Below are 19,261 nucleotides of genomic sequence, written 5' to 3'. Positions count from 1 at the left end.
GTGGAGCGCCATTTCTATTCGGTGGAGCTTGGAGATGTGCCCCGGTGGCTACTGGAAACGCCGACGCGGGATTCTGGCGATGCGTTTGACGAGCCTTGGATGTTCGCGGATGGCCGCGTGCTTCCAGACCTTGGACCTCTCAAGGCACGCATCGCACATCCCGGTAGGAAAAGGGCGTTTGCTTTTTCTGTGATTGAAGCAGCCCCCATCGTCAGCGATGCCGTCGCGAACGTCTTCCGGACACTGGCTCCAGAGGACGTCCAGCTTCTTGAGGTGTCCATCGAGGGGGAGCCCGAACGGTACTTCGTTGTCAATGCAACCAAGGTCGTTGATGCCATCGATGAGGCACGGTGCAGCGAGGTGCATCATTACGACGACCATCCCCCTGGATTTGAAGGGGAGTACAACTGGATCTACGGGCTTCGCATCGACCCCTCGAAGACCGAGGGCGCGCAGGTCTTCCGGCTGAAGAAGTTCAAGGTCGCGCTCGTTGTTTCCGAAGACATCAAGAACGCACTCGAAGGAGTCGGGAACCTTGGAGTGTCATTTGAACGCGTGACGGGCCCCAGCGAAGGATAGAATGGCACGCCAAGGCCACCACCCACCCCGAGAACCCTCTGATGCTCGCTGACCTGCTCCCCGAACTGCCCCTCGACACCGCCCGGAGGTTTCGGGTGATGACCGCGTGCGCATGGCTGATGTTCCCCCTGGCGTGTTCACACGTGGACCACACGCGGGACGAGCAGCGGATTCGTGAGCAGGTGGATGCGCAGACGGCGGCGTGGAACCGTCAGGACGCGGTGGTGTGGTCCCAGGACTTCGCGCCCGACGCGGACTTCATCAACATCGCGGGGACGATGTTCGAGGGGAAGGCTCAGATCCAGGAGCGCCACGCGGCCATCTTCGAGTCGCTGTTCAAGGGCAGCCAGAGCAAGGTGACGGTGCGCCGCATCTCCTTCGTCGGCGACGACGTGGCGGTGGTGGACACGACGCACGAGGTGACGGGCCATCCGGGCCTTCCTCCGGGCGTGCAGAACACCGAGCCGGGAGTCCTGAGGACGCAGATGCGCTACGTGATGCAGCGCTCGGCGGACGGCGCGTGGCGCATCGTCGCGGGGCAGAACACGGACGTGAAGCCGCGGCCCGCGGCTCCGTGAGGCGCGTTCAGCTCACGGGAAGGCCGAGCGCCTTGATGCGGCGATAGAGGTTTCCCCGGTCCACCTGGAGCAGCCGCGCGGCGCCGGCGATGCTCTCGCCTTCCTGGAGCGCGGCGCGGATGAGCTCACGCTCGAAGTCCTCGACGTGCTCGCGGTAGCTCTTCTCGCCCACGCTGGCGCGCTTGGGGGTGGGGGAGGCGAGGGGGCCGGAGACGGCCTCCGGTCCGAGCAACATCGGCCCGTCGCCGCGCAGCAGGTTGAGCCGCTCGATGACGTTGCGCAGCTCGCGCACGTTGCCGGGCCACGGGTAGGCGCGCAGGGCCACCTCCGCGCCGGGCGCGAGCGTCAGGGGCACCTCGCGTCCGGCGAACTCCGCGGCGAAGGCGCGGGCGAGGGGGAGCAGGTCCTCGGGGCGCTCGCGCAGCGGCGGGATGTGGAGCGGCATCACGTTGAGGCGGAAGAAGAGGTCCTGTCGGAAGCGGCCGTCCTTCACCGCGCGGGCGAGCTCCTGATGGGTGGCGGCGAGCACACGCGCATCCACCGGCACGGGCGCCGAGCCGCCAAGTCGCTCGACCTCGCGTGTCTCCAGCACGCGCAGCAGCTTGGCCTGCAGCTCCAGCGGCATGTCGCCAATCTCGTCGAGGAACAGCGTGCCGCCGTGGGCCTGCTCGATGCGCCCCGCGCGCCGGCTGTGCGCGCCGGAGAACGCGCCCTTCTCGTGGCCGAACAGCTCGCTCTCCAGCAGCGTGGACGGGATGGCCGCGCAGTTGACGGCGACGAGGCGTCCCTTGCGGCCCGAGGCCAGGTGCAGCGCGCGTGCGACGCGCTCCTTGCCGGTGCCGGTCTCGCCGGTGATGAGCACCGCCGTGTCGCTCGGGGCCACGCGGGTGATGAGCCGGCGCAGGGCCTCCATGGCGGGGCTGTCGCCCACGAGGTGTCCAGGGCGGGCGAGCGCGTCCAGCAGTCGCTCTCGCTCCTCCTGGAGCGCGCCGAGCGCCAGCGCGTTGCGCAGCGCGGTGAGGAGTCGCTCGGGGGAAGGGGGCTTCTCCACGAAGTCGGTGGCGCCGAGCTTCAGTGCCTGCGCGGCTTCGGAGGGAGAGGCTTCGCCCGACAGCACGACGACGGGCACGGGCAGGGGGCGGGGCAGTCGCGCGAGGAACTCCAGGCCTGTCTCTCCGGGCATGCGGAGGTCGAGCAACATCATCGCGGGCGGAGCCTCGGGGGCATCGAGGACGCGGGTCGCCTCTGCGGTGGAGCGGGCCTCGACGACAGTGAAGCCCTCGTCGCTCAACAGGCCCCGCAGGGCTTTGAGGACGCCGGGGTCGTCATCGATGACGAGGATGCGAGGGCCGGGCTTCATGACGGAGACACCTGGAGAGGTTGAGGCACGAGGGGATGCTCCACGTCGTGCGGGAGGCAGCGCATGGCATCGAGGACGCCAGGGTCGTCATCGACGACGAGGATGCGGGGGCCGGACTTCATGACGGAGACACCTGGAGGGGCCGTGGCACCAGGGGGACTCCACGCCGCGCAGGAGGTCGCGCACCGGCGTCGAGGATGCCAGGGTCGTCATCGACGACGAGGATGCGCGAGCCGGGCTTCATGACGGAGACACCTGGGCGGGCGGAGGCACGAGAGGAAGCTCCACGCTGGCGAGCGTACCGCCGCCCGGCGCGGGCTCCAGGCGAAGCTGTCCGCCGTGCTCGTGCGTGATCTTCTGCGAGATGGGCAGCCCGAGTCCGCTGCCCTCGGGCTTCGTGCTGAAGAGTCCACGGGTGAGCGCCGCGCCCTCGAGGACACCCGGGACGCCGCTGCCTCCATCCGTCACGGTGACGCGCACGCCGCCCGTGGAGGACTCCTCCACGCAGACGCGCACCGGAGCGGCGCTCTCGGAGGATGCCTCGGTGGCGTTCTTCACGAGGTTGCCGAAGAGGCGGCGAAGTCCGTCCGGGTCCGCGCGCAACGAGACCTCGGGACCGGGGACGAGCTCCACGGGGACCGCAGACGTCCGCGCGTACAGTGCGCAGACCTCGGAGAGCAGCGGCCGGAGCGGCACGTCCTGGAAGTGCGGCGCGGGCAGCCGCGCGAAGGTAGAGAAGCTCTGCGTCATGCGCATGAGCAGCTCCACCTCTTCCTGGAGCAGCGCCACGGACTCGGAGATGCGCGTGGTGTCCGCGGCAGACGCCGGGTCCGAGCGCGACAGCCGCGCGAGCGAGAGCTTCATCGCCGTGAGCGGGTTCTTCAGCTCATGGGCCAAGGCGCGCGCCACGTCCTGCCATGCGGCGATCTGCTCGGCGGACTTCGCGCGCTCGCGTTGTGCGACCAGCTCCTGTCCCATCCGGTTGAACTGGCCCAGGAGGAACTGGAGCTCGTCGCGCGGCGGGTCGACGGCAGGCAGACGCACCGACAGGTCGCCACGGGCATAGGCCCACATGCCCTCGGTCAACGTCGTCACCGGCCGGGTCAGCGCGCGGCCGAGCAGCACGGCGGCCAGCGCGAGCACACAGCCCGAGACGAACACGAGCACGGTGATGAACGCGGGGACCCGGCGCGCCAGTGCCCGTCGGGTCAGCTCCGCCTGCGCGAGGTTCAGCCGCGCCTCGTCCAGTGCGTCACGAGAGAGCCCTTGTCGCTCCAGGTTCACGGACACCTCGTCCAGCACGGCCTCCACGGGCGCGACGGAGACGGACAGCACACGCTCCAGGACGCCCTGCGCCACCACGCCCAGCAACACCAGGGGCACGAGCCCCGCCAGGAGCATCACCGCCAGGAGCCGACGACGGAAGCGAGGGGGCGGGGGCGTGGAGGACATGGCGGAAGCTTCGGGAAGGAGGTCGACAGGCGCACTACGCGGGAGCCGCGCCGCGCTTGCAAGCCCCTCCACTTCCCGGCGCGGACTGAATCGCCGCGAGGGCCGGACACACCCTGCCTGGGGCCCTCCACTCCATGGCGTTGCCGGCCTGGTCAGATGCCCGCCTCTCTCTCGTGCTCTCCGTCTGCGTCGCCCACGTGGGAGCGGCGCACCACTCGGCTCATCCGAGTTGATGGCGATGTGGCCTGGACACCTCGCCTCCTCGTGCCTCCACGAGGGGGCCGAGCCTCGCCACCCAACCGCTCCACGGTGCTGATAGCCTCTCGGTCCGGATGCCCCGCTTCCTCGCGCCTTCCCAGAGCTGGCTGTTCGGTCCGCGCGTGGACCTCGCCGTGTTCGCTGGCAGTGCCCTCGCGTCCGTGGCCCTCGTGCTCGCCGCGCCGTGGCTCGGCGCCGCGGGGGACACGCCTCCTTGGGCGTGGCTGCTGCTCGTCGTCTGCGTGGACGTGGCCCACGTCTGGTCCACGCTGTTCCGCACCTACCTGGACCCAGGGCAGCTGCGTGAGCGCCCCGGGCTCTACCTGGGTGCTCCCCTGGTCGCCTGGGTCGTGGGCGTGCTGGCGCATCAAATCTCCGCGGGCGCGTTCTGGACCCTGTTCGCCTACGTGGCGCTGTTCCACTTCGTCCGCCAGCAGTACGGCTGGGTGGCGCTCTACACGCGCAAGGCCCGCGCCTCGGACCTGGAGCGTCGCCTCGACGCCGCCGCCATCTACGCCGCCACCGTGGGCCCCGTGGTGTGGTGGCACGCGAACCTGCCGCGCGCGTTCTGGTGGTTCGTCGAGGGCGACTTCCTCCCGGGGCTGCCCCCGTGGCTCGGCACCGTGGCCCTGCTGCTGCACGCGGGCGTGCTCCTCACCTGGGCTGGCCTCCAGCTCGCCCGCGTGGCGCGCGGCGAGGGACTCCAGCTGGGCAAGGTGCTGCTCATCGGCGCCACGTGGGTGACGTGGTTCGGCGGCATCGTCCTCGCGCGCGACGACTTCACCTTCACGGTGATGAACGTCGTGCTGCACGGCGTGCCGTACTTCGCGCTCCTGTTCCGCTACGCGCGAGGCCGCGACGGGGAGGGGGACTTCGGCGTCGCCAGCTCCATCCTCCGCGCGGGCCTGCCGGGCTTCCTCCTGTTCCTCGTGGCGCTGGCGTTCGCGGAGGAGCTCCTGTGGGACCGCTTCATCTGGCACGAGCGCACGGGCCTCTTCGGGGGCTCGGAGTGGACGCTGTCGCCGGACCTGCTGGCGCTGGTGGTGCCGCTGCTCGCGCTGCCGCAGGCCACGCACTACGTGCTGGATGCGTTCATCTGGAAACCCGGCCGCGAGCCCGCGTTGCTCGCGCGACTGGGCTGGGCACCTCGGGCGACACGCGAGGGTCCAACAATCGCCACCTCGCGCGAATCGGCGATGGCCATTCGTGGAGGGAGTGAATAAGGGTTTGAGGTTCTATGCCTCGACTCCTGCTCGTCTCCAATCGTCTCCCTGTCACCGTCAAGGTGGAGAAGGACAGTGTCGCCGTGGTGCTCAGCTCCGGCGGGCTGGCCACGGGCCTTCGACGACCCCATGAACGCTCCGGCGGCCTGTGGATTGGTTGGCCCGGTGACGTGTCCCGTCTGTCGGAAACCCAACGCACCCAGGTGGAGGCCCGCCTCGCCGAGGAGCGCTGCGTGCCCATCCACCTGTCGCCCAGCGAGGTGAGCCGCTACTACGAGGGCTACTCCAACCGGGTGCTCTGGCCGCTGTGCCACTACATGCTGGAGCGCGTCCCCCGGCAGGACCGCGACTGGGAGGTGTACCGCAAGGTCAACGAGCGCTTCGCGGACCTGGTGGCCCGGCACTATCAACCCGGTGACATCATCTGGGTCCACGACTACCAGCTCATGCTGGTGCCGGGGCTGTTGCGCCAGCGCCTGCCCGAGGCGCGCATCGGCTACTTCCACCACATCCCGTTCCCCTCGTCCGAAATCTTCCGCACGCTGCCCCGTCGCGAGGCGCTGCTGAAGGGGCTGCTCGGCGCGGACCTCATCGGCTTCCACACCGTGAGCTACGTGCGGCACTTCTCCGGCTCGCTCTTGCGGCAGCTCGGCCTGGACACGGACGTGGACCGCATCATGTGGGAAGGGCGCCAGGTGCGCGTGGGCGCGTTCCCCATGGGCATCGACACGGAGGCCTTCGAGTCGCTCGCGAAGGAGCCGAGCGTGCTGGAGGAGGTCGCGTCCCTGCGGCGCAGCGCCGAGGGCCAGCGCATCCTGCTGGGCATCGACCGGCTCGACTACACGAAGGGCATCCCCCGCCGGTTGCTCGCCGTGCAGCGCCTGCTGGAGCGCGAGCCCACGTGGCGCGGGCGGCTGCGCTTCATCCAGGTGGCGGTGCCCAGCCGGACCCAGGTGAGCGAGTACGCCACGTACCGCGAGCAGGTGAACGAGCTGGTGGGGCGCATCAACGGCCAGTACGGCACGACGCAGAACGTGCCCGTGCACTACCTCTACCGCTCCTTCAACGAGAAGCAGCTCACGGGGCTGTACCGCGCCGCGGACGTCATGCTCGTCACGCCGGTGCGGGACGGGATGAACCTGGTGGCGAAGGAGTTCTGCGCCGCCCGGCCGGACGATGACGGCGTGCTGGTGCTCAGCGAGTTCGCCGGCGCGGCGGACGAGCTGCACCGGGCCGTCTCCGTCAACCCCTACGACGTGGAGAAGGCGGCGGACGCCATCGAGGAGGCGCTGGAGATGGGCGAGCCCGAGCGCCGCGAGCGCATGCGCGCCCTGCGCGCGCAGGTGAAGGCCCATGACGTCCACTGGTGGGTGTCCAGCTTCCTGGGGCGGTTGCAGGGGCTGCCCTCGGTCTCCGTCCGCAAGTTCCAGGGCGCCACCGAGGCGCTGGAGGTGATGAAGTCCGCCGGGCGGCTGGCGCTGATGCTCGACTATGACGGCACGCTGGTGGGCTTCGCGCGCAGGCCGGAGCTGGCCGCGCCGGACGATGCGCTGCGCGAGCTGCTGGCGAAGCTGCTCGCGCGGCCGGACCTCTCGGTGAGCGTGGTGAGCGGCAGGCCCAAGGAGACGCTGGAGGCGTGGTTCGGGACGCTGAACCTGGGGCTCTACGCGGAGCACGGCCTGTGGTCGCGGCCCAGGCCCGGGGACACGTGGAAGATGCTGGAGGGGGTGTCCGCCGAGTGGAAGGCCGCGGCCCGGCCGGTGCTCGACGAGTTCGCCGCGCGCGTGCCGGGCTCGTTCGTGGAGGAGAAGTCCGCGTCGCTCGCGTGGCACTACCGGCAGGTGGACCCGGAGTTCGGCGCGCTGCAGTCGCGCGAGCTGCGGCTGAAGCTGGCGGAGACCTTCGCGCGCAGGCCGGTGGATGTCCTCCCAGGCGACAAGGTGGTGGAGGTGCGGCCGCACGGCGTGCACAAGGGCCGGGTGGTGGAGGGCGTCCTGCGCGGGCTGCCCCCCGGCACGCTTGCGGTGGCCATCGGCGATGACCGCACGGACGAGGACCTGTTCGAGGCCATGCCCGAGGACGGACTCACGATTCATGCGGGCAACAAGCCCACGCGCGCCACCTATCGCGTCAGCGGTCCGGAGGAGGTGCGCAAGCTGCTCGCCGCGCTCGTGGCCTCCTGAGCGCGGATGGGCTGGGGGCTTCGCGCTCGCCCGCAGGTGGAGGCGGGTGCGGGGAATGGATGGCTGGGATTGCGGGTCTGGATGTTTGTCTTTGATTGGGCAGTGTGGTGGGGTCTGCGTTATCAGACACGCCGCTGTCCACTCCAGAGCGAGGTCCGCATGTCCGAGTCCCGTGTTCCGGTGGCCGAGTCGAACGCGCGTGAGCGCGAGTCCCGTTTCGCGCGGCTCTTCGCCGCCGAGGTGTTCCGTCAGCGGGAGCATCAGACGCTGGGCGAGCGGGCGCGGCATGCGTACCGACAGCTCCAGGAGGTGCACCGGGGGCTCGGGTCGGGGAAGGCCATCGCCCAGGACCTGCCCAGCCTGTTCGCGCTGTTCGAGTGGTCGGCGATGCTGGCGCCGGAGCTGTTCCTGGTGCTCAGCGGGCACTTCAACCTCACGCTCAACGCGCTGCTGAGCCTGGGGCGCGGGCGCACGGACCTGGAGGACTACCTGCGCGAGCTCGACAGCGGGGACTCGGTGGGCGTCTTCCTGCTGACGGAGCTGGGGTATGGCAGCACCGTCTTCAGTTTGGAGACGGAGGCCGAGTATGACCATGACCGGCGCGGCTTCTGGCTGACCACGCCGCGCGACGCCGCGTTGAAGTTCATGCCGAACGTGGGGGCGGAGGACGTCCCCAAGCTCGTCGTCATCGCCGCGCGGCTCAAGGTGGCCGGGGAGGACCAGGGCGTCTTCCCCTTCATCCTCCGCCTGAGGGGGAAGGACGGCGGCCTCCATCAGGGCGTGCGTGTGGTGCCCCAGCCGGAGCGGCCGCTGTATGCCATGGACAACGCGATGATTGGGTTCGACCGTGTCTGGCTTTCCTTCCGGGACTGGCTGCCGGGGGACGCGGGCTCCATCAGCGAGCAGGGGGTCTTCCACAGCGACTACGGCCGACGTGAGCGCTTCAGGCGCACCATCGAGATGCTCCAGACAGGGCGGGTGGCCCTGTCGTGCGGGGCGGTGGCGAGCGCCCGGGCCTCGCTCTCCATCGCGCTGAGCTACGCCCGCCAGCGGCGGGTCGCGGTGCCGGACCGGGGCACTGCTGCGATGCTGGAGTGCTGGAATGTCCAGCATGACCTCCTCATCGGGCTGGCACGCATCCAAGCCTGCACGCTGTTCGGCCGGTTCGTGCAGGAACGCTTCAGTGAGGAGGGGGACGAGGAGCGCGAGAGGCTCTCGCTGCTCGCCATGCTGCTCAAACCGTACATTTCCCGGACGGCTTTCGAAATCATCCAGACGTGTCGGGAGCGTTGCGGCGCGCAGGGCATGTTCGGCGTCAATCGCATCCCGGAGTACCTGGGGACATGTCAGGCGGTGATGACGGCTGAAGGGGAGAACCAGGTGCTGCAGCTCACCGCCGCCAGGCGCCTGGTGATGGGAGAGCACCTGCGGACCCCCTCGGAGGGGACGGACGCGGCGCGGACGGAGGGCTCCAGCCTGTTCGCCGAGCGGGCCCGACGGCTGCGGACGCGAATCGCTCAGGGCCTGGAGGCGCCTCTGGGGCCCGGGGAAGATCGCTTCGAGCGTTGGAACGCGTGGTCCACGGAGGCCATCGCCCTGGCGGAGGCGCAGGGCGAGGCGCTCGCGCTGGAGTGCTTGCAGGTGGCGCTCCGGGCGGAGGTCCCGTCGTCGGAGGGATTCCGGACGGCGAGCGCGGTGCTCCGGGTCTTCGTGGCCGACGGCCTGCGGCGTCACGCGGGTTGGTTCCAGTCCGAGGGGCTGCTCGGCGCGGAGGAGGCGCGGCGGTTGGACGTGGAGCTGCGCGAGGCCTGCGTGGAGCTGCTGCCCCACGTGCCTCGGGTGCTGGAGTCCTTCGCGCTGCCCGAGGCCCTGAGGGAGGCGCCCATCGCCGCCCCGGAGGGTTACGTGGAGGCGTGGGCCCGACGCTTCCGCTGACCTGACGTGGTCCAGTCCACGAAATCCCCACGGAGCGGGTGACACCGCTCCCCCTCACTGGTGTTCTGTCCCCGGGCCGGAGTTTCGAGAGGGGAGAGGGAACATGGATGTCCCGCGCCGGGGTCTGCGGGTCGGTGCCGCGGTATTGGTGGTGAGCTTCTCCGGGACGGGGTGTGCTCCCGGGGACGAAGCGCTCTCCAACGAAGTGGACACCCGTGAACAGGGCCTGGACTGGGGCCAGTCATTGCTGGCCCCGTTGGACCGCGAGACGCTGCGACAGGTCATCATCGAGCTGCCCGACGCGACGGCCGCCCAGGTCCGCGTGCAAGGCTCCGCGGGCCGCTGGCTCGGCTCCGCGGGTGTGGCGGACCTGCACACCGGCGCGCCGATGCCTGGTGACGCGCGCTTCCGCATCGGCGGCCTCACGCAGACCTTCACCGCCACGGTGCTGTTGCAGCTCGCCGGCGAGCGCCGCGTGGACCTGGACCGTCCGGTGCAACACTCGCTGCCCGGCCTGCTGCCACCCAACTATCCGCTCATCACCGTCCGGCAGTTGCTCAACCACACCCACGGCCTGCCCGGTGTCCCGCTGTCCATGCGCCATCCCGAGTGGTTCTTCGAGCACCGCTTCCGTCGCTGGTCTCCGCGCGAGCTGGTGGCGCTGGCGCTCCCACAGGGGCCGCGCTTCACGCCGGGGACCGTGCAGGAGTACGGCCACATCGGCTACCTGGTGGCGGGGCTGCTCATCGAGAAGGTGACGGGTCGGCCGTACGGCCATGCCGTGCGCGAGCGCATCCTCACGCCGCTGGGCCTGCGCGACACGTCCGTGCCGGGCAACGACCCGACGATTCCCGGTCCCCACGCGCGGGGCTACGAGGCCCTCGCCAGCGCGGATGGGACGCAGCGCTGGGTGGACGTCACGGAGGCGAACCAGTCCCTGATGTGGGCCGCGGGGGAGATGATCTCCTCCACCGCGGACCTGGACACGTTCCTCTCCGCGCTCTTCAGGGGCCGGCTGCTGCCCTCCGAGCAGTTGGAGGAGATGTTCACCGTGCCGGACGTGCCCTCGGCCCACGGTGGTCGCGCGGCGCACGGCGCGGGCCTGGCGCGCTACGAGTTGGGCGGCGTGACGGTGTGGGGACGGCGCGGGGCGCGCCAGGGCTATGTCAGCGGGATGGGCGCCACGCGGGATTCGAGCCGGCGCCTCGTCTATGCCTTCAACACGCACCGCATGGGGCACGCGCGGCCGGTGCTCGCCGACCGCATCATCGCCACCACCTTCGCCGCCCGCGTGCCCCGGCCTTGAGGAGTGGGGCGCACGGGGGCGCAACCTCGATGATGGGTAGGCCATGGGTGGCGCGGGTCTGGAGTGCTTCCAGGTCGATGGCGTGGCTTTGTGGGGGATGCGCGGGGCGCGTCTGGGCTGTCACGCCAGCAGTGCTGGGCATGGCAGATTCGCGCAGGTGATGAGGGTGCGGACGTCAGGATGGCGGCGACAGAATGCGGGGTCGCGAGATCGGGAGGTGGCTTGCTGGCGGACGGCGAAAGCGCGAACCTGTCCCGGTGTGCGCTCCGTCGAGGGTTCGCGCTCTTTGAAAACTTCAATAGTTCTTGAAGGTTGCGTGGCCGCAGGACTGGCTGCTGTGTGCTGTGGACCTCTTCTGGGATGGGGTTCGCGCGAAGCGGCTGGATTCTCCTGGGATCCTGCTAGGTTGGACGAGCAGGGTCGCTCCTCGTGAACGCGAGGGGCGTGGGTTGAAACGGGGCGGCCTGCTGCGCCGACTGGGCCTGCGCGGTGTCGCTCCTCGTGAACGCGAGGGGCGTGGGTTGAAACCGTGGTCCTCGAGGAACGACCAGAAAACGCCAGTCGCTCCTCGTGAACGCGAGGGGCGTGGGTTGAAACAGAACCTGGGGCCGAACCCCATCTACTGCGTGGCCGTCGCTCCTCGTGAACGCGAGGGGCGTGGGTTGAAACGTCACGAGACCAACCGCACCACCCGCGAAGCGTGTCGCTCCTCGTGAACGCGAGGGGCGTGGGTTGAAACTTCACCTACGAGGTCTTCGGCCACAGCATCTTCGGTCGCTCCTCGTGAACGCGAGGGGCGTGGGTTGAAACTCGTTCGGCATGTTTCGTTGCTCCTTCTGCGGCGGTCGCTCCTCGTGAACGCGAGGGGCGTGGGTTGAAACAGCGCTACCCACCGCGCCGGGGGGCCAGCGGTGGGTCGCTCCTCGTGAACGCGAGGGGCGTGGGTTGAAACCCGTGCGCGGTTCCACACTCGCCTCAGACTGGTCACTCCTCGTGAACGCGAGGGGCGTGGGTTGAAACTGCCCACGTCAAGCAACTGGACCATGCTCTCGCCGTCGCTCCTCGTGAACGCGAGGGGCGTGGGTTGAAACTGGGTCAAGCAGCGGTGGGGCAACGAGCCGCTCCGCGTCGCTCCTCGTGAACGCGAGGGGCGTGGGTTGAAACTCCGGAGGCTGGCCCTCGCCCACCCAGTGGACGTCGCTCCTCGTGAACGCGAGGGGCGTGGGTTGAAACCGGGGGATGGTGTATTGGGCGTCCGGCTCGGTGTCGCTCCTCGTGAACGCGAGGGGCGTGGGTTGAAACATGCCGGTCAAGGTGAAGCTGAACGCGCGCGCGGTCGCTCCTCGTGAACGCGAGGGGCGTGGGTTGAAACTCCACCTTCGCCTTGACCACCGCGCGCATCTGCGTCGCTCCTCATGAACGCGAGGGGCGTGGGTTGAAACGCATTCAGGGAATGGTTGAGCTGGCCGAGAACGTCGGTCGCTCCTCATGAACGCGAGGGACATGGGTTGAAACTGTTCCTCGAACACGACCATCATGGTCTGACCCCAGTCGCTCCTCGTGAACGCGAGGGGCGTGGGTTGAAACTTGCTAAAGAGGGGCTTGCCCGTCTGCGCATGCACCGTCGCTCCTCGTGAACGCGAGGGGCGTGGGTTGAAACTCGCCCAAATGCTCGGCACCGAGAGAAGACCGGTCGTTCCTCGTGAACGCGAGGGGCGTGGGTTGAAACTGTAGCTCGCCTCGTCACGGGCGTGGATTAGGCGGTCGCTCCTCGTGAACGCGAGGGGCGTGGGTTGAAACAGCTTCGTCACCGTGCCGACCTGCACGCGCTCGTTGCTCCTCGTGAACGCGAGGGGCGTGGGTTGATGCTGGGGACTGCAAGTGCGTCGGCGGCTCCATCGTCCGTTGTCGTGTCTCTGCGGACTTGATGCTCGCGCTCCACCTAGCAGCCCGTCACGTCTCCCCTCAAGTCGAGTCAGGGCCTTGGCGCCGGTGCGCGAGCCTCAGGGGCCTGGAGCACCAGGTCTCCGGGTCGAGGCCCCGCATTGACCTGCCAGCCGGGAGCCAACTCCAACACCCATCCCTCGCCTTCCCAGCGAGCATCTCGGGGCTCCGTGCGCGGGGCGTTCACCGTGGCCGACTTCCAGTCCGAGGACAGGATCACCTCGGACGTCGCCGTGAGCGAACCCCACGCATCCACGATGCGCGCGCCGGGATACACCGTGCCGTGCTCGGCCAGCGGGATGAGCTCACCAGGGTTGAACTGGATGCGCATGCGGACCAGCGGAAGGCGCAACACCGGGCCCTCCACCAGTTTCTTGCGCAGCGCCTCGGCCCGCGCTTCGGCGAGGCGAGCCCGCTCCCGTTCGCTCTCTCTCAACGCGGCGCCTTCGTAGCGTGCCTCGCGCTCGGGTGAGGCCTCAGGCGTCCCCAGCTTCAATGCCTCCTGCAGCAGCGCTCCCAGCTCCGCCCCGGCGAGCGCCCGGGCACGCCACCCCTGGGCGCGTGAGCCCGCCTCGTCCAACAGGAGGCCGTAGGCCGGACCCGATGCATAGGCGAAGGCACGCACGAAGGACTTCCGTTTGGCGCCATCCTCGAGGTTCTCCAGCGCCAGGGCTCGCCTGCCACGTGCATCGGCCCCCGCCAGCGCCACGCCCGTGTACTCCGCGAGACCTTCGTTCTCCTCGAGGAGCCCCTCCGCGACGGCGGCTTCCTCGAAGCGCGCTCGACGCTCGCGACGGAACACCAGCGCGTCCTCGACAGCCCGAGCGCGCACCGAAGGGTTCGTCGCGCGCAGCGCTGCCGCGAGGGCCCGCCACTCGAGTTGCAGCAGCGTGCGGCCCTCCATGCCATCGAGGTGGGCATTGTCCTTCTCCCGCCCGGGCTGTCCCAACGTGGTCCGAAGCCGATGAAAGGCCTCGTGGGCAATCAGCGCACGGCGACGCACGGGGACGTCGGGCAACGGCCCCTGGAGCTGGACCCAGGTGGTTCCCGCCCAGGTCAGGGCCGTGTTCGCGATGGTGAGCTCCGAGGGGAGCACGCCCACCCAGGGTCCTGTCCCCGCGCCCTTCGGCCAGGTGCTCGCGACGAAGACGCGCGTGCCGGGATGGACGACGAGGAGCGGGGCGCACAATGAGTGGCCCCACAGCCGCTGTCCGTCCGCGGCACACGTCCGCTGGAACTCAGCGAAGGCCGAGGTGAGTGCCCCCACCTCCAGGACCTCGGGCAGGGGCTTCACCTCGGGCTCGGCCGCGGCCGCACCGAAGCCCCAGAAGACCATCGCCGCCACCGCGAGTCCCACCTGTCGTCCGTGCTTCATCGAGCCGCCCTCCCATGTTGGGGCGACAGTACACGGCCGGGCTTCCACGGCAACCCACGTGGAGCCCGGCCCTGAGCGCGCCGCCTACGGCGTCAGCGACGCGGTGCGCCCACCGGGGCCCTGGATGATGACCCGACGCCCGAAGGCGCGGTCCACCCGGCCCAGGAACTCCCTGAACGCCGGGTACTCGTCCGACTTGATGCGCGCGACGGAGAGCTTCACCTCGCCCTCGGCGATGAGCTTGCCCTCCTCCACGCGGTAGGTGAGCCTCAGCCGGCCGAACGGGTTCGTCTCGTCCACCGCCTGCGGCAGCTCCGTCACGGACCAGCCCGCCGGCAGCGTGTAGCGCAGGTTGAATAGGTTCACCCACGGGCTCTGCATCACCAGGTCGAAGCGGCGCTCTGCCAGCGGCGCGAAGGCCTGCTGGTAGGTGCGGCCCGTGCCGAAGGGCAGGAAGCGCACCGCGTTGGACAGCACCTCCGCGTAGCGCGGGATGCTCATGCGGAAGCCCATCGCCACGTCCTCGTCCAGCCGCGTGGTGTCGTTGAGCGACACCTCGTTCACCGTCAGGCCCGGGAAGCTCTGCGCCCACGCGCGCTCGAAGGTGGACTTGCGCGTGGCCTCGGGACGGTAGGCGCGGCGGTACTCGGGCGCGCTCTGCCCGCTCACCGTGCTGGAGCCCGTCACCTCGGCGCTGCCGTCCGCGCGCAGCGTCACGTCCATCTTCAGGCCCGTGGCGTTGTCCTCCGCCTTCGCCTCCGGCGTCACCATGAAGGTGCTCTTGCCGTCCGGCTCCACCACCAGCACGTTGGCCACCCGGTCCGAGCTGGGCAGCTCCTTGGCCCCGTGGAACTCCGCGGTGCCATCCAGGTACAGGTCGAACTTGGGCACATACGCAATCGCGTGGTTGAAGGCCGCCAGGCTCGCCGGCTCCGCGTCCAGCGCGCCCAGGTTGCGCATGCGCAGGAGCACCAGCCGGCTGTCCACGCCCGCCACCCGCAGCATGGAGTGGATGAGGCTCGCCTTGTCCTTGCAGTCACCGAAGCGCCGCGCCAGCACGCGGTCGACCCGGTAGGGCTTGAAGCCGTGGATGCCGAACTCCAGCGCCACGTAGCGCGTGTTCGTCACCACGAAGTTGTAGATGGCGCGCACCACCGCCAGCTCGTTCTTGCGGTCCACGCCCTGGAGGACCTGGTCCACCGTCTGCTTCAGCTCCGCGTTGGGCTGCAGCTGGTCCCTCACGAGCCCCCACCAGTAGCGGCCCACCTGGTCCCACGTCTGGTACGTGGAGACGTGCAGGTTCTGGGCGACCTCCGCCCAGCCCGGCATGCCCGGCTCCGGCACCACCTTGGCCACGTGCTTCGCGCCCCAGCGGTACAGCACGCGGCCGCCCTCCAGCGACTCCTGCGCGCTCTCCACGCCGGTGAGCTTGCTCTTGTTCCAGTACAGCGGCCGCTCCTTCGGCGTCTCCACCAGGTACTGGAAGCGCAGCTTCGGGTAGACGCCCTGCACGCTCTCCACGTCACCCCAGTAGTCCGACAGCAGGTTCTCCTGCGCGGTGTCGTCCAGGCGGTACGTCACCTCCAGCGTGTCGCCGGCGGCGAGCGACGGGAAGGACAGCACCTTGGCGCGGGCGTCGTAGTACATGCCCGTCCACGGCTCGTTGATGTTGCGGTCGTTCTCCCCGTAGCTCTCCACCACGGAGCCGTCCGCCTTCGTCACGCGCGCGCGCAGGATGCGCACCTCCTGCCGGTCCGGCGAGTAGGTGATGGGCATCGAGCGGAACGCGTCCACGCCGCGCGCGTTCTGCACCTTCACCACCATCTGCGACAGCCGGCTGGACAGGCCGCTCTTCTGGACATTCACGTAGGTGTTGTCGACCAGGTAGATGGCGTCCTCGTGGACGTAGGCCTCGGCCTCCTTCGCCAGGGGCCTGGCGTCCACCACGTGCTGCATGCCGGCGCCGGTGCCCTCGCCCTTGAGGGCGCGCAGGGCCTCCTTGAGGCCGGGGTTCTGCGGACGCAGCACCAGCGAGCGCTCGAAGGCGGCCAGCGCGGGCTCACGCCGACCGGCGGCGAGCAGCGCGCGGCCCTCGCGCTCGTAGACCTCCGGCTCATCGGGCGACAGCGCGCGGGCCTCGGCGAACAGCGCCACGGCCTGCTCCACGTTGCCGTTGCTGGCCTTGAGCTCGGCGAGCCGCACGCGCGCGCCGTTGTCGAACGGGTTGAGGGCCACCAGCTGCGCGTACTCGCGCTCGGCGGCCTCCACCTGACCGGAGTCCGCCAGCAGCGCGGCCAGCGAGCGGCGCGTGCCGGTGTCGTCGAAGCGCAGCGCCAGCACCACGCGCATGCGGTCCATGGCCTCGCGGTTGCGGCCCAGCTGCCGCGAAATCTGCGCCGCCGAGCGCACCGCGCGCGGCTGCCGGGGCTGATGGCGGAAGGCCTCCTCCACCAGCGCGTGCGCGCGGGGACGCTCGCCCAGCGCCTCGTGGGCGCGCGCGAGGACCAGGCGCGCGGGCGCGTCGTCCGGCGTCTTCTCCAGCACGGGCGCCACCAGCGGGATGACGCGCTCGGGGTGGCCGCGCTCCAGCTCGAAGTCGGCCAGCGCCACGCGGGCCTCGGGCAGCGCGGGGTCCGCCTTCACCGCGGCCTCCAGGAAGCGGCGGCGCTCGTTCAAGTCATCGCGCTGGAGGCTCGCCGCGAGCATCTGCAGGCGCGCGTCCTGGGGGGCGAGCTCCGCGGCGCGCGTGGCCTCCACGGTGGCGGTGTGCTCGCGGTCATCGAAGCCGCGGTAGAAGCCGAGCACCCGCGCGTAGTCGCCGCGCAGGGCCGCGTCGTCGGGGTTCTTCTCCACCAACGCCTTGAGCGCGGAGGTGAGCGTGGGCAGCACCTGGGGCGCGGGGGGCGCGCCGCGCTCCACGGCGGGGGCCTTGGCGGGCAGCGCCGCGCGCACGCCCGGCGACTCCTGGCGCAGGTAGAAGCCCAGCGGGCCCGTCTCCTGGCACACCTTGAGGAGCACGCGGTTGAGGCCCTTGCGCAGCTTCACGGAGACGCGCGCCTGGTCCGGGCGCGGCAGGTTGTAGCGGTCCTCCTTGGAGGCGAGCTGGCCGTTGACCCACAGGCGGTAGGCGCCGGAGGTGCCCAGGCCCAGCGTCACGCGCGACTCCTGGTTGGACTCCAGCCAGGTGGCCGCGTACGCCACGGCCTCGCGGTTGGGGCGCACCGCGGTGGCCAGGTCCACGTAGCCGTCCGCCGTGTTCGCCGTCAGCTTGCGCCACGACACCTGGCGGCCCTTGGCGCCCGGGTAGGTGGCCGTCAAATCCAGCGCCGCGGCCTCCGGGCCGAAGTCCGTGTCACAGCCGGACTTGCCCTCGTTGTCGAAGCCGCCGACGACGTAGTAGTCGCCCACGAAGCCCATCCACTGGCGCACCTCGTTGGCGCGCGTCATCCGCCCGCGGGCCCGCTCGGTGTCCAAGAGGAGCAGCTGCGCGGTGGCGCGCGTGTTCGCGTCGAACTGGCGCCGCGAGGCGATGTACGCGTACGTGCTCACCAGCGGCGTGAGGTCCTCCACCTCGTCCACCAGGGAGTGCAGCCGCAACAGGCCGGCGGCGCCTCGGGGCGAGGAGGCCTGCTTCATCGCCTCGGCCGCGTAGACGCGCGCTGTTTCGTCCGCCGCGGGCCGGGCCTGCGCCCAGAGGGGGCAGGTGAGCACGAAGACTGCGGCCAGCCATGTGAAGCGCGACATCCGTTCTCCTCGGTGCGACATGCGTGGGGCACAGCGTCCCATTCCTGGGGGCGCCGACGGCGATGAACAGGCGGGCCCTCCGGGGCCTTCCCCTGCATGCGACCCCGGACGGCGCACAGGCAACCGAAAACGTTACCCGGGGTGCGCTCGGGAACGGGGTGGGTGTGGGTGGGTATCCGGCGGATTTCAGGGTGGACGAGCGCTTGGTGTCCCGAAAAACCCGCCTACACTGCTACCCCGTTTTCACCTCACACCCCCTGGAGCCCCCGAATGCGTCGTCTCGTCATCCTGCTCGCCGCGCTGAACCTGGCCGCCTGTGCCCACTCGTCCGGAGGCGCGGCCACCCCCGCCGAGGCCCAGGCCGCCGCGCCCAAGCCCGTGGCGACGCCGGAGGCGCGCAAGGCCGCCATGGAGGCGACCGGGCTGGCCGCCGCTGGCAACAACGAGGCCGCGCTGCCCCTGTTCCGCGCCGCCTGGGAGGGCGGGGTGCGCAGCAACAACATGGCCTACAACGCGGCCTGCGCGGCGTCGCTCTTGAACCAGGGCGAGGAGGCCCTGATGTGGCTGGGGCGCGCGGCGGACGAGGGCTTCGAGGACGTGGCCCACATGAAGAAGGACACGGACCTGGACAACGTCCGGGGCCTGCCGGGCTTCGCGGCCGTCGAGAAGCGCGTCGCCGAGGAGGAGGCCAAGCAGCTGAAGGCGGCGGACCCCGCGCTTCGCGACGAGCTGCTGTCGCGCATGGAGGTGGACCAGCAGGTCCGCATGACGCTGATGAAGTCGAACTTCCAGGACGAGGCGGCGAAGAAGAAGCTGGAGGAGGTCGACGCGAGCAACACGGCCTGGCTCAAGGACGTCATCGCGAAGAAGGGCTGGCCGGGCCAGGCGCTGGTGGGCAAGAAGGCGTCCTTCGCGGCGTGGCTGCTGGTGCAGCACGCGGACAAGGACGTGGCGTTCCAGGAGCAGGTGCTGCCCATGCTGGAGCAGGCCGTGGCGCGCGGGGAGGGCTCCAAGCAGAACCTGGCGTACCTGACGGACCGGGTGCTGGTGAACACGGGCAAGCCGCAGCGCTACGGCACGCAGATGGAAGAGGTGGATGGGAAGATGGAGCCCAAGAACCTGGAGGACCCGGCCAACGTGGACGAGCGCCGCGCGGCCGTGGGCCTGGGGACGATGGAGGAGTACAAGGCCTCGTTCGAGGCGATGCGCAAGCAGGCCGAACAGAAGCCCTGAGTCCTGGGGCCCGGCTAAGTAGGTCGCCGGAAGTTCCGAGACAAATGCCGGTCGCATGCGCATTTTCTGGACCATGCGACCGGCAAGGAGC

General features: G+C 70.1%; 11 protein-coding genes and 1 CRISPR repeat array. Of the genes, 7 read left to right on the top strand and 4 right to left on the bottom strand.

All coding sequences use genetic code 11. The annotated features are described in order from the left end of the window. Both K8625_RS17965 and K8625_RS17960 read left to right on the top strand, forming a co-directional pair. Nucleotides 1–579 (top strand): imm11 family protein, encoded by a 579-nt coding sequence (locus tag K8625_RS17965; protein ID WP_194869349.1) that lies wholly within the window; start codon nt 1–3, stop codon nt 577–579. 98 nt (nt 580–677) lie between these two features. Continuing rightward, complete coding sequence (locus tag K8625_RS17960) at nt 678–1,157, top strand: SgcJ/EcaC family oxidoreductase (RefSeq protein WP_141328359.1); 480 nt, start codon at nt 678–680, stop codon at nt 1,155–1,157. 7 nt (nt 1,158–1,164) lie between these two features. On the opposite strand, the gene K8625_RS17955 is transcribed toward K8625_RS17960, so the two are convergent. Together K8625_RS17955 and K8625_RS17950 are read right to left on the bottom strand one after the other, a co-directional pair. Continuing rightward, entirely contained in the window at nt 1,165–2,517 is a 1,353-nt protein-coding gene (locus K8625_RS17955; protein WP_223746265.1) for a sigma-54 dependent transcriptional regulator, read from the bottom strand. A 240-nt stretch (nt 2,518–2,757) separates the two neighbouring features. Beyond that, the gene (locus K8625_RS17950; RefSeq protein ID WP_223783385.1) at nt 2,758–3,969 is read right to left on the bottom strand and encodes a PAS domain-containing sensor histidine kinase; all 1,212 of its coding nucleotides are present in this window, start codon (nt 3,967–3,969) and stop codon (nt 2,758–2,760) included. Nucleotides 3,970–4,301: 332 nt separating this feature from the next. Between K8625_RS17950 and K8625_RS17945 the strand changes: the two genes are divergently transcribed. From K8625_RS17945 to K8625_RS17930, 4 genes are all read left to right on the top strand, one after another. After that, nucleotides 4,302–5,450, top strand: coding sequence for a hypothetical protein (locus K8625_RS17945; protein WP_223783384.1), 1,149 nt, complete (start codon nt 4,302–4,304; stop codon nt 5,448–5,450). A gap of 14 nt (nt 5,451–5,464) precedes the next feature. Further along, nucleotides 5,465–7,633, top strand: coding sequence for a bifunctional alpha,alpha-trehalose-phosphate synthase (UDP-forming)/trehalose-phosphatase (locus tag K8625_RS17940; protein ID WP_223746268.1), 2,169 nt, complete (start codon nt 5,465–5,467; stop codon nt 7,631–7,633). A 159-nt stretch (nt 7,634–7,792) separates the two neighbouring features. Then, nucleotides 7,793–9,568, top strand: a complete 1,776-nt coding sequence (locus K8625_RS17935; RefSeq protein WP_223783383.1) for an acyl-CoA dehydrogenase family protein — start codon at nt 7,793–7,795, stop codon at nt 9,566–9,568. Between the two features lie 103 nt (nt 9,569–9,671). Further along, entirely contained in the window at nt 9,672–10,874 is a 1,203-nt protein-coding gene (locus tag K8625_RS17930; protein WP_223783382.1) for a serine hydrolase, read from the top strand. A gap of 419 nt (nt 10,875–11,293) precedes the next feature. Next, nucleotides 11,294–12,743: a CRISPR direct-repeat array (repeat unit 37 nt; unit sequence GTCGCTCCTCGTGAACGCGAGGGGCGTGGGTTGAAAC). 106 nt (nt 12,744–12,849) lie between these two features. Here the strand turns inward: K8625_RS17930 and K8625_RS17925 are convergent. Together K8625_RS17925 and K8625_RS17920 are read right to left on the bottom strand one after the other, a co-directional pair. Next, complete coding sequence (locus K8625_RS17925) at nt 12,850–14,193, bottom strand: hypothetical protein (protein ID WP_223783381.1); 1,344 nt, start codon at nt 14,191–14,193, stop codon at nt 12,850–12,852. 84 nt (nt 14,194–14,277) lie between these two features. Then, nucleotides 14,278–17,937 (bottom strand): DUF3857 domain-containing protein, encoded by a 3,660-nt coding sequence (locus K8625_RS17920; RefSeq protein ID WP_223783380.1) that lies wholly within the window; start codon nt 17,935–17,937, stop codon nt 14,278–14,280. A gap of 270 nt (nt 17,938–18,207) precedes the next feature. On the opposite strand from K8625_RS17920, the gene K8625_RS17915 reads away from it, so the two are divergent. Beyond that, nucleotides 18,208–19,170 carry a DUF6624 domain-containing protein gene (locus tag K8625_RS17915; protein ID WP_223783379.1) on the top strand — a complete coding sequence of 321 codons (963 nt, stop codon included), beginning with the start codon at nt 18,208–18,210 and terminating at the stop codon, nt 19,168–19,170. Nucleotides 19,171–19,261 lie beyond the last annotated feature (91 nt).

This window comes from Myxococcus sp. AS-1-15 (genome assembly GCF_020037055.1).
In the GTDB taxonomy this organism is placed as follows: Bacteria; Myxococcota; Myxococcia; order Myxococcales; family Myxococcaceae; genus Myxococcus; species Myxococcus fulvus.
This window is presented reverse-complemented; position numbering and strand designations above follow the sequence as displayed.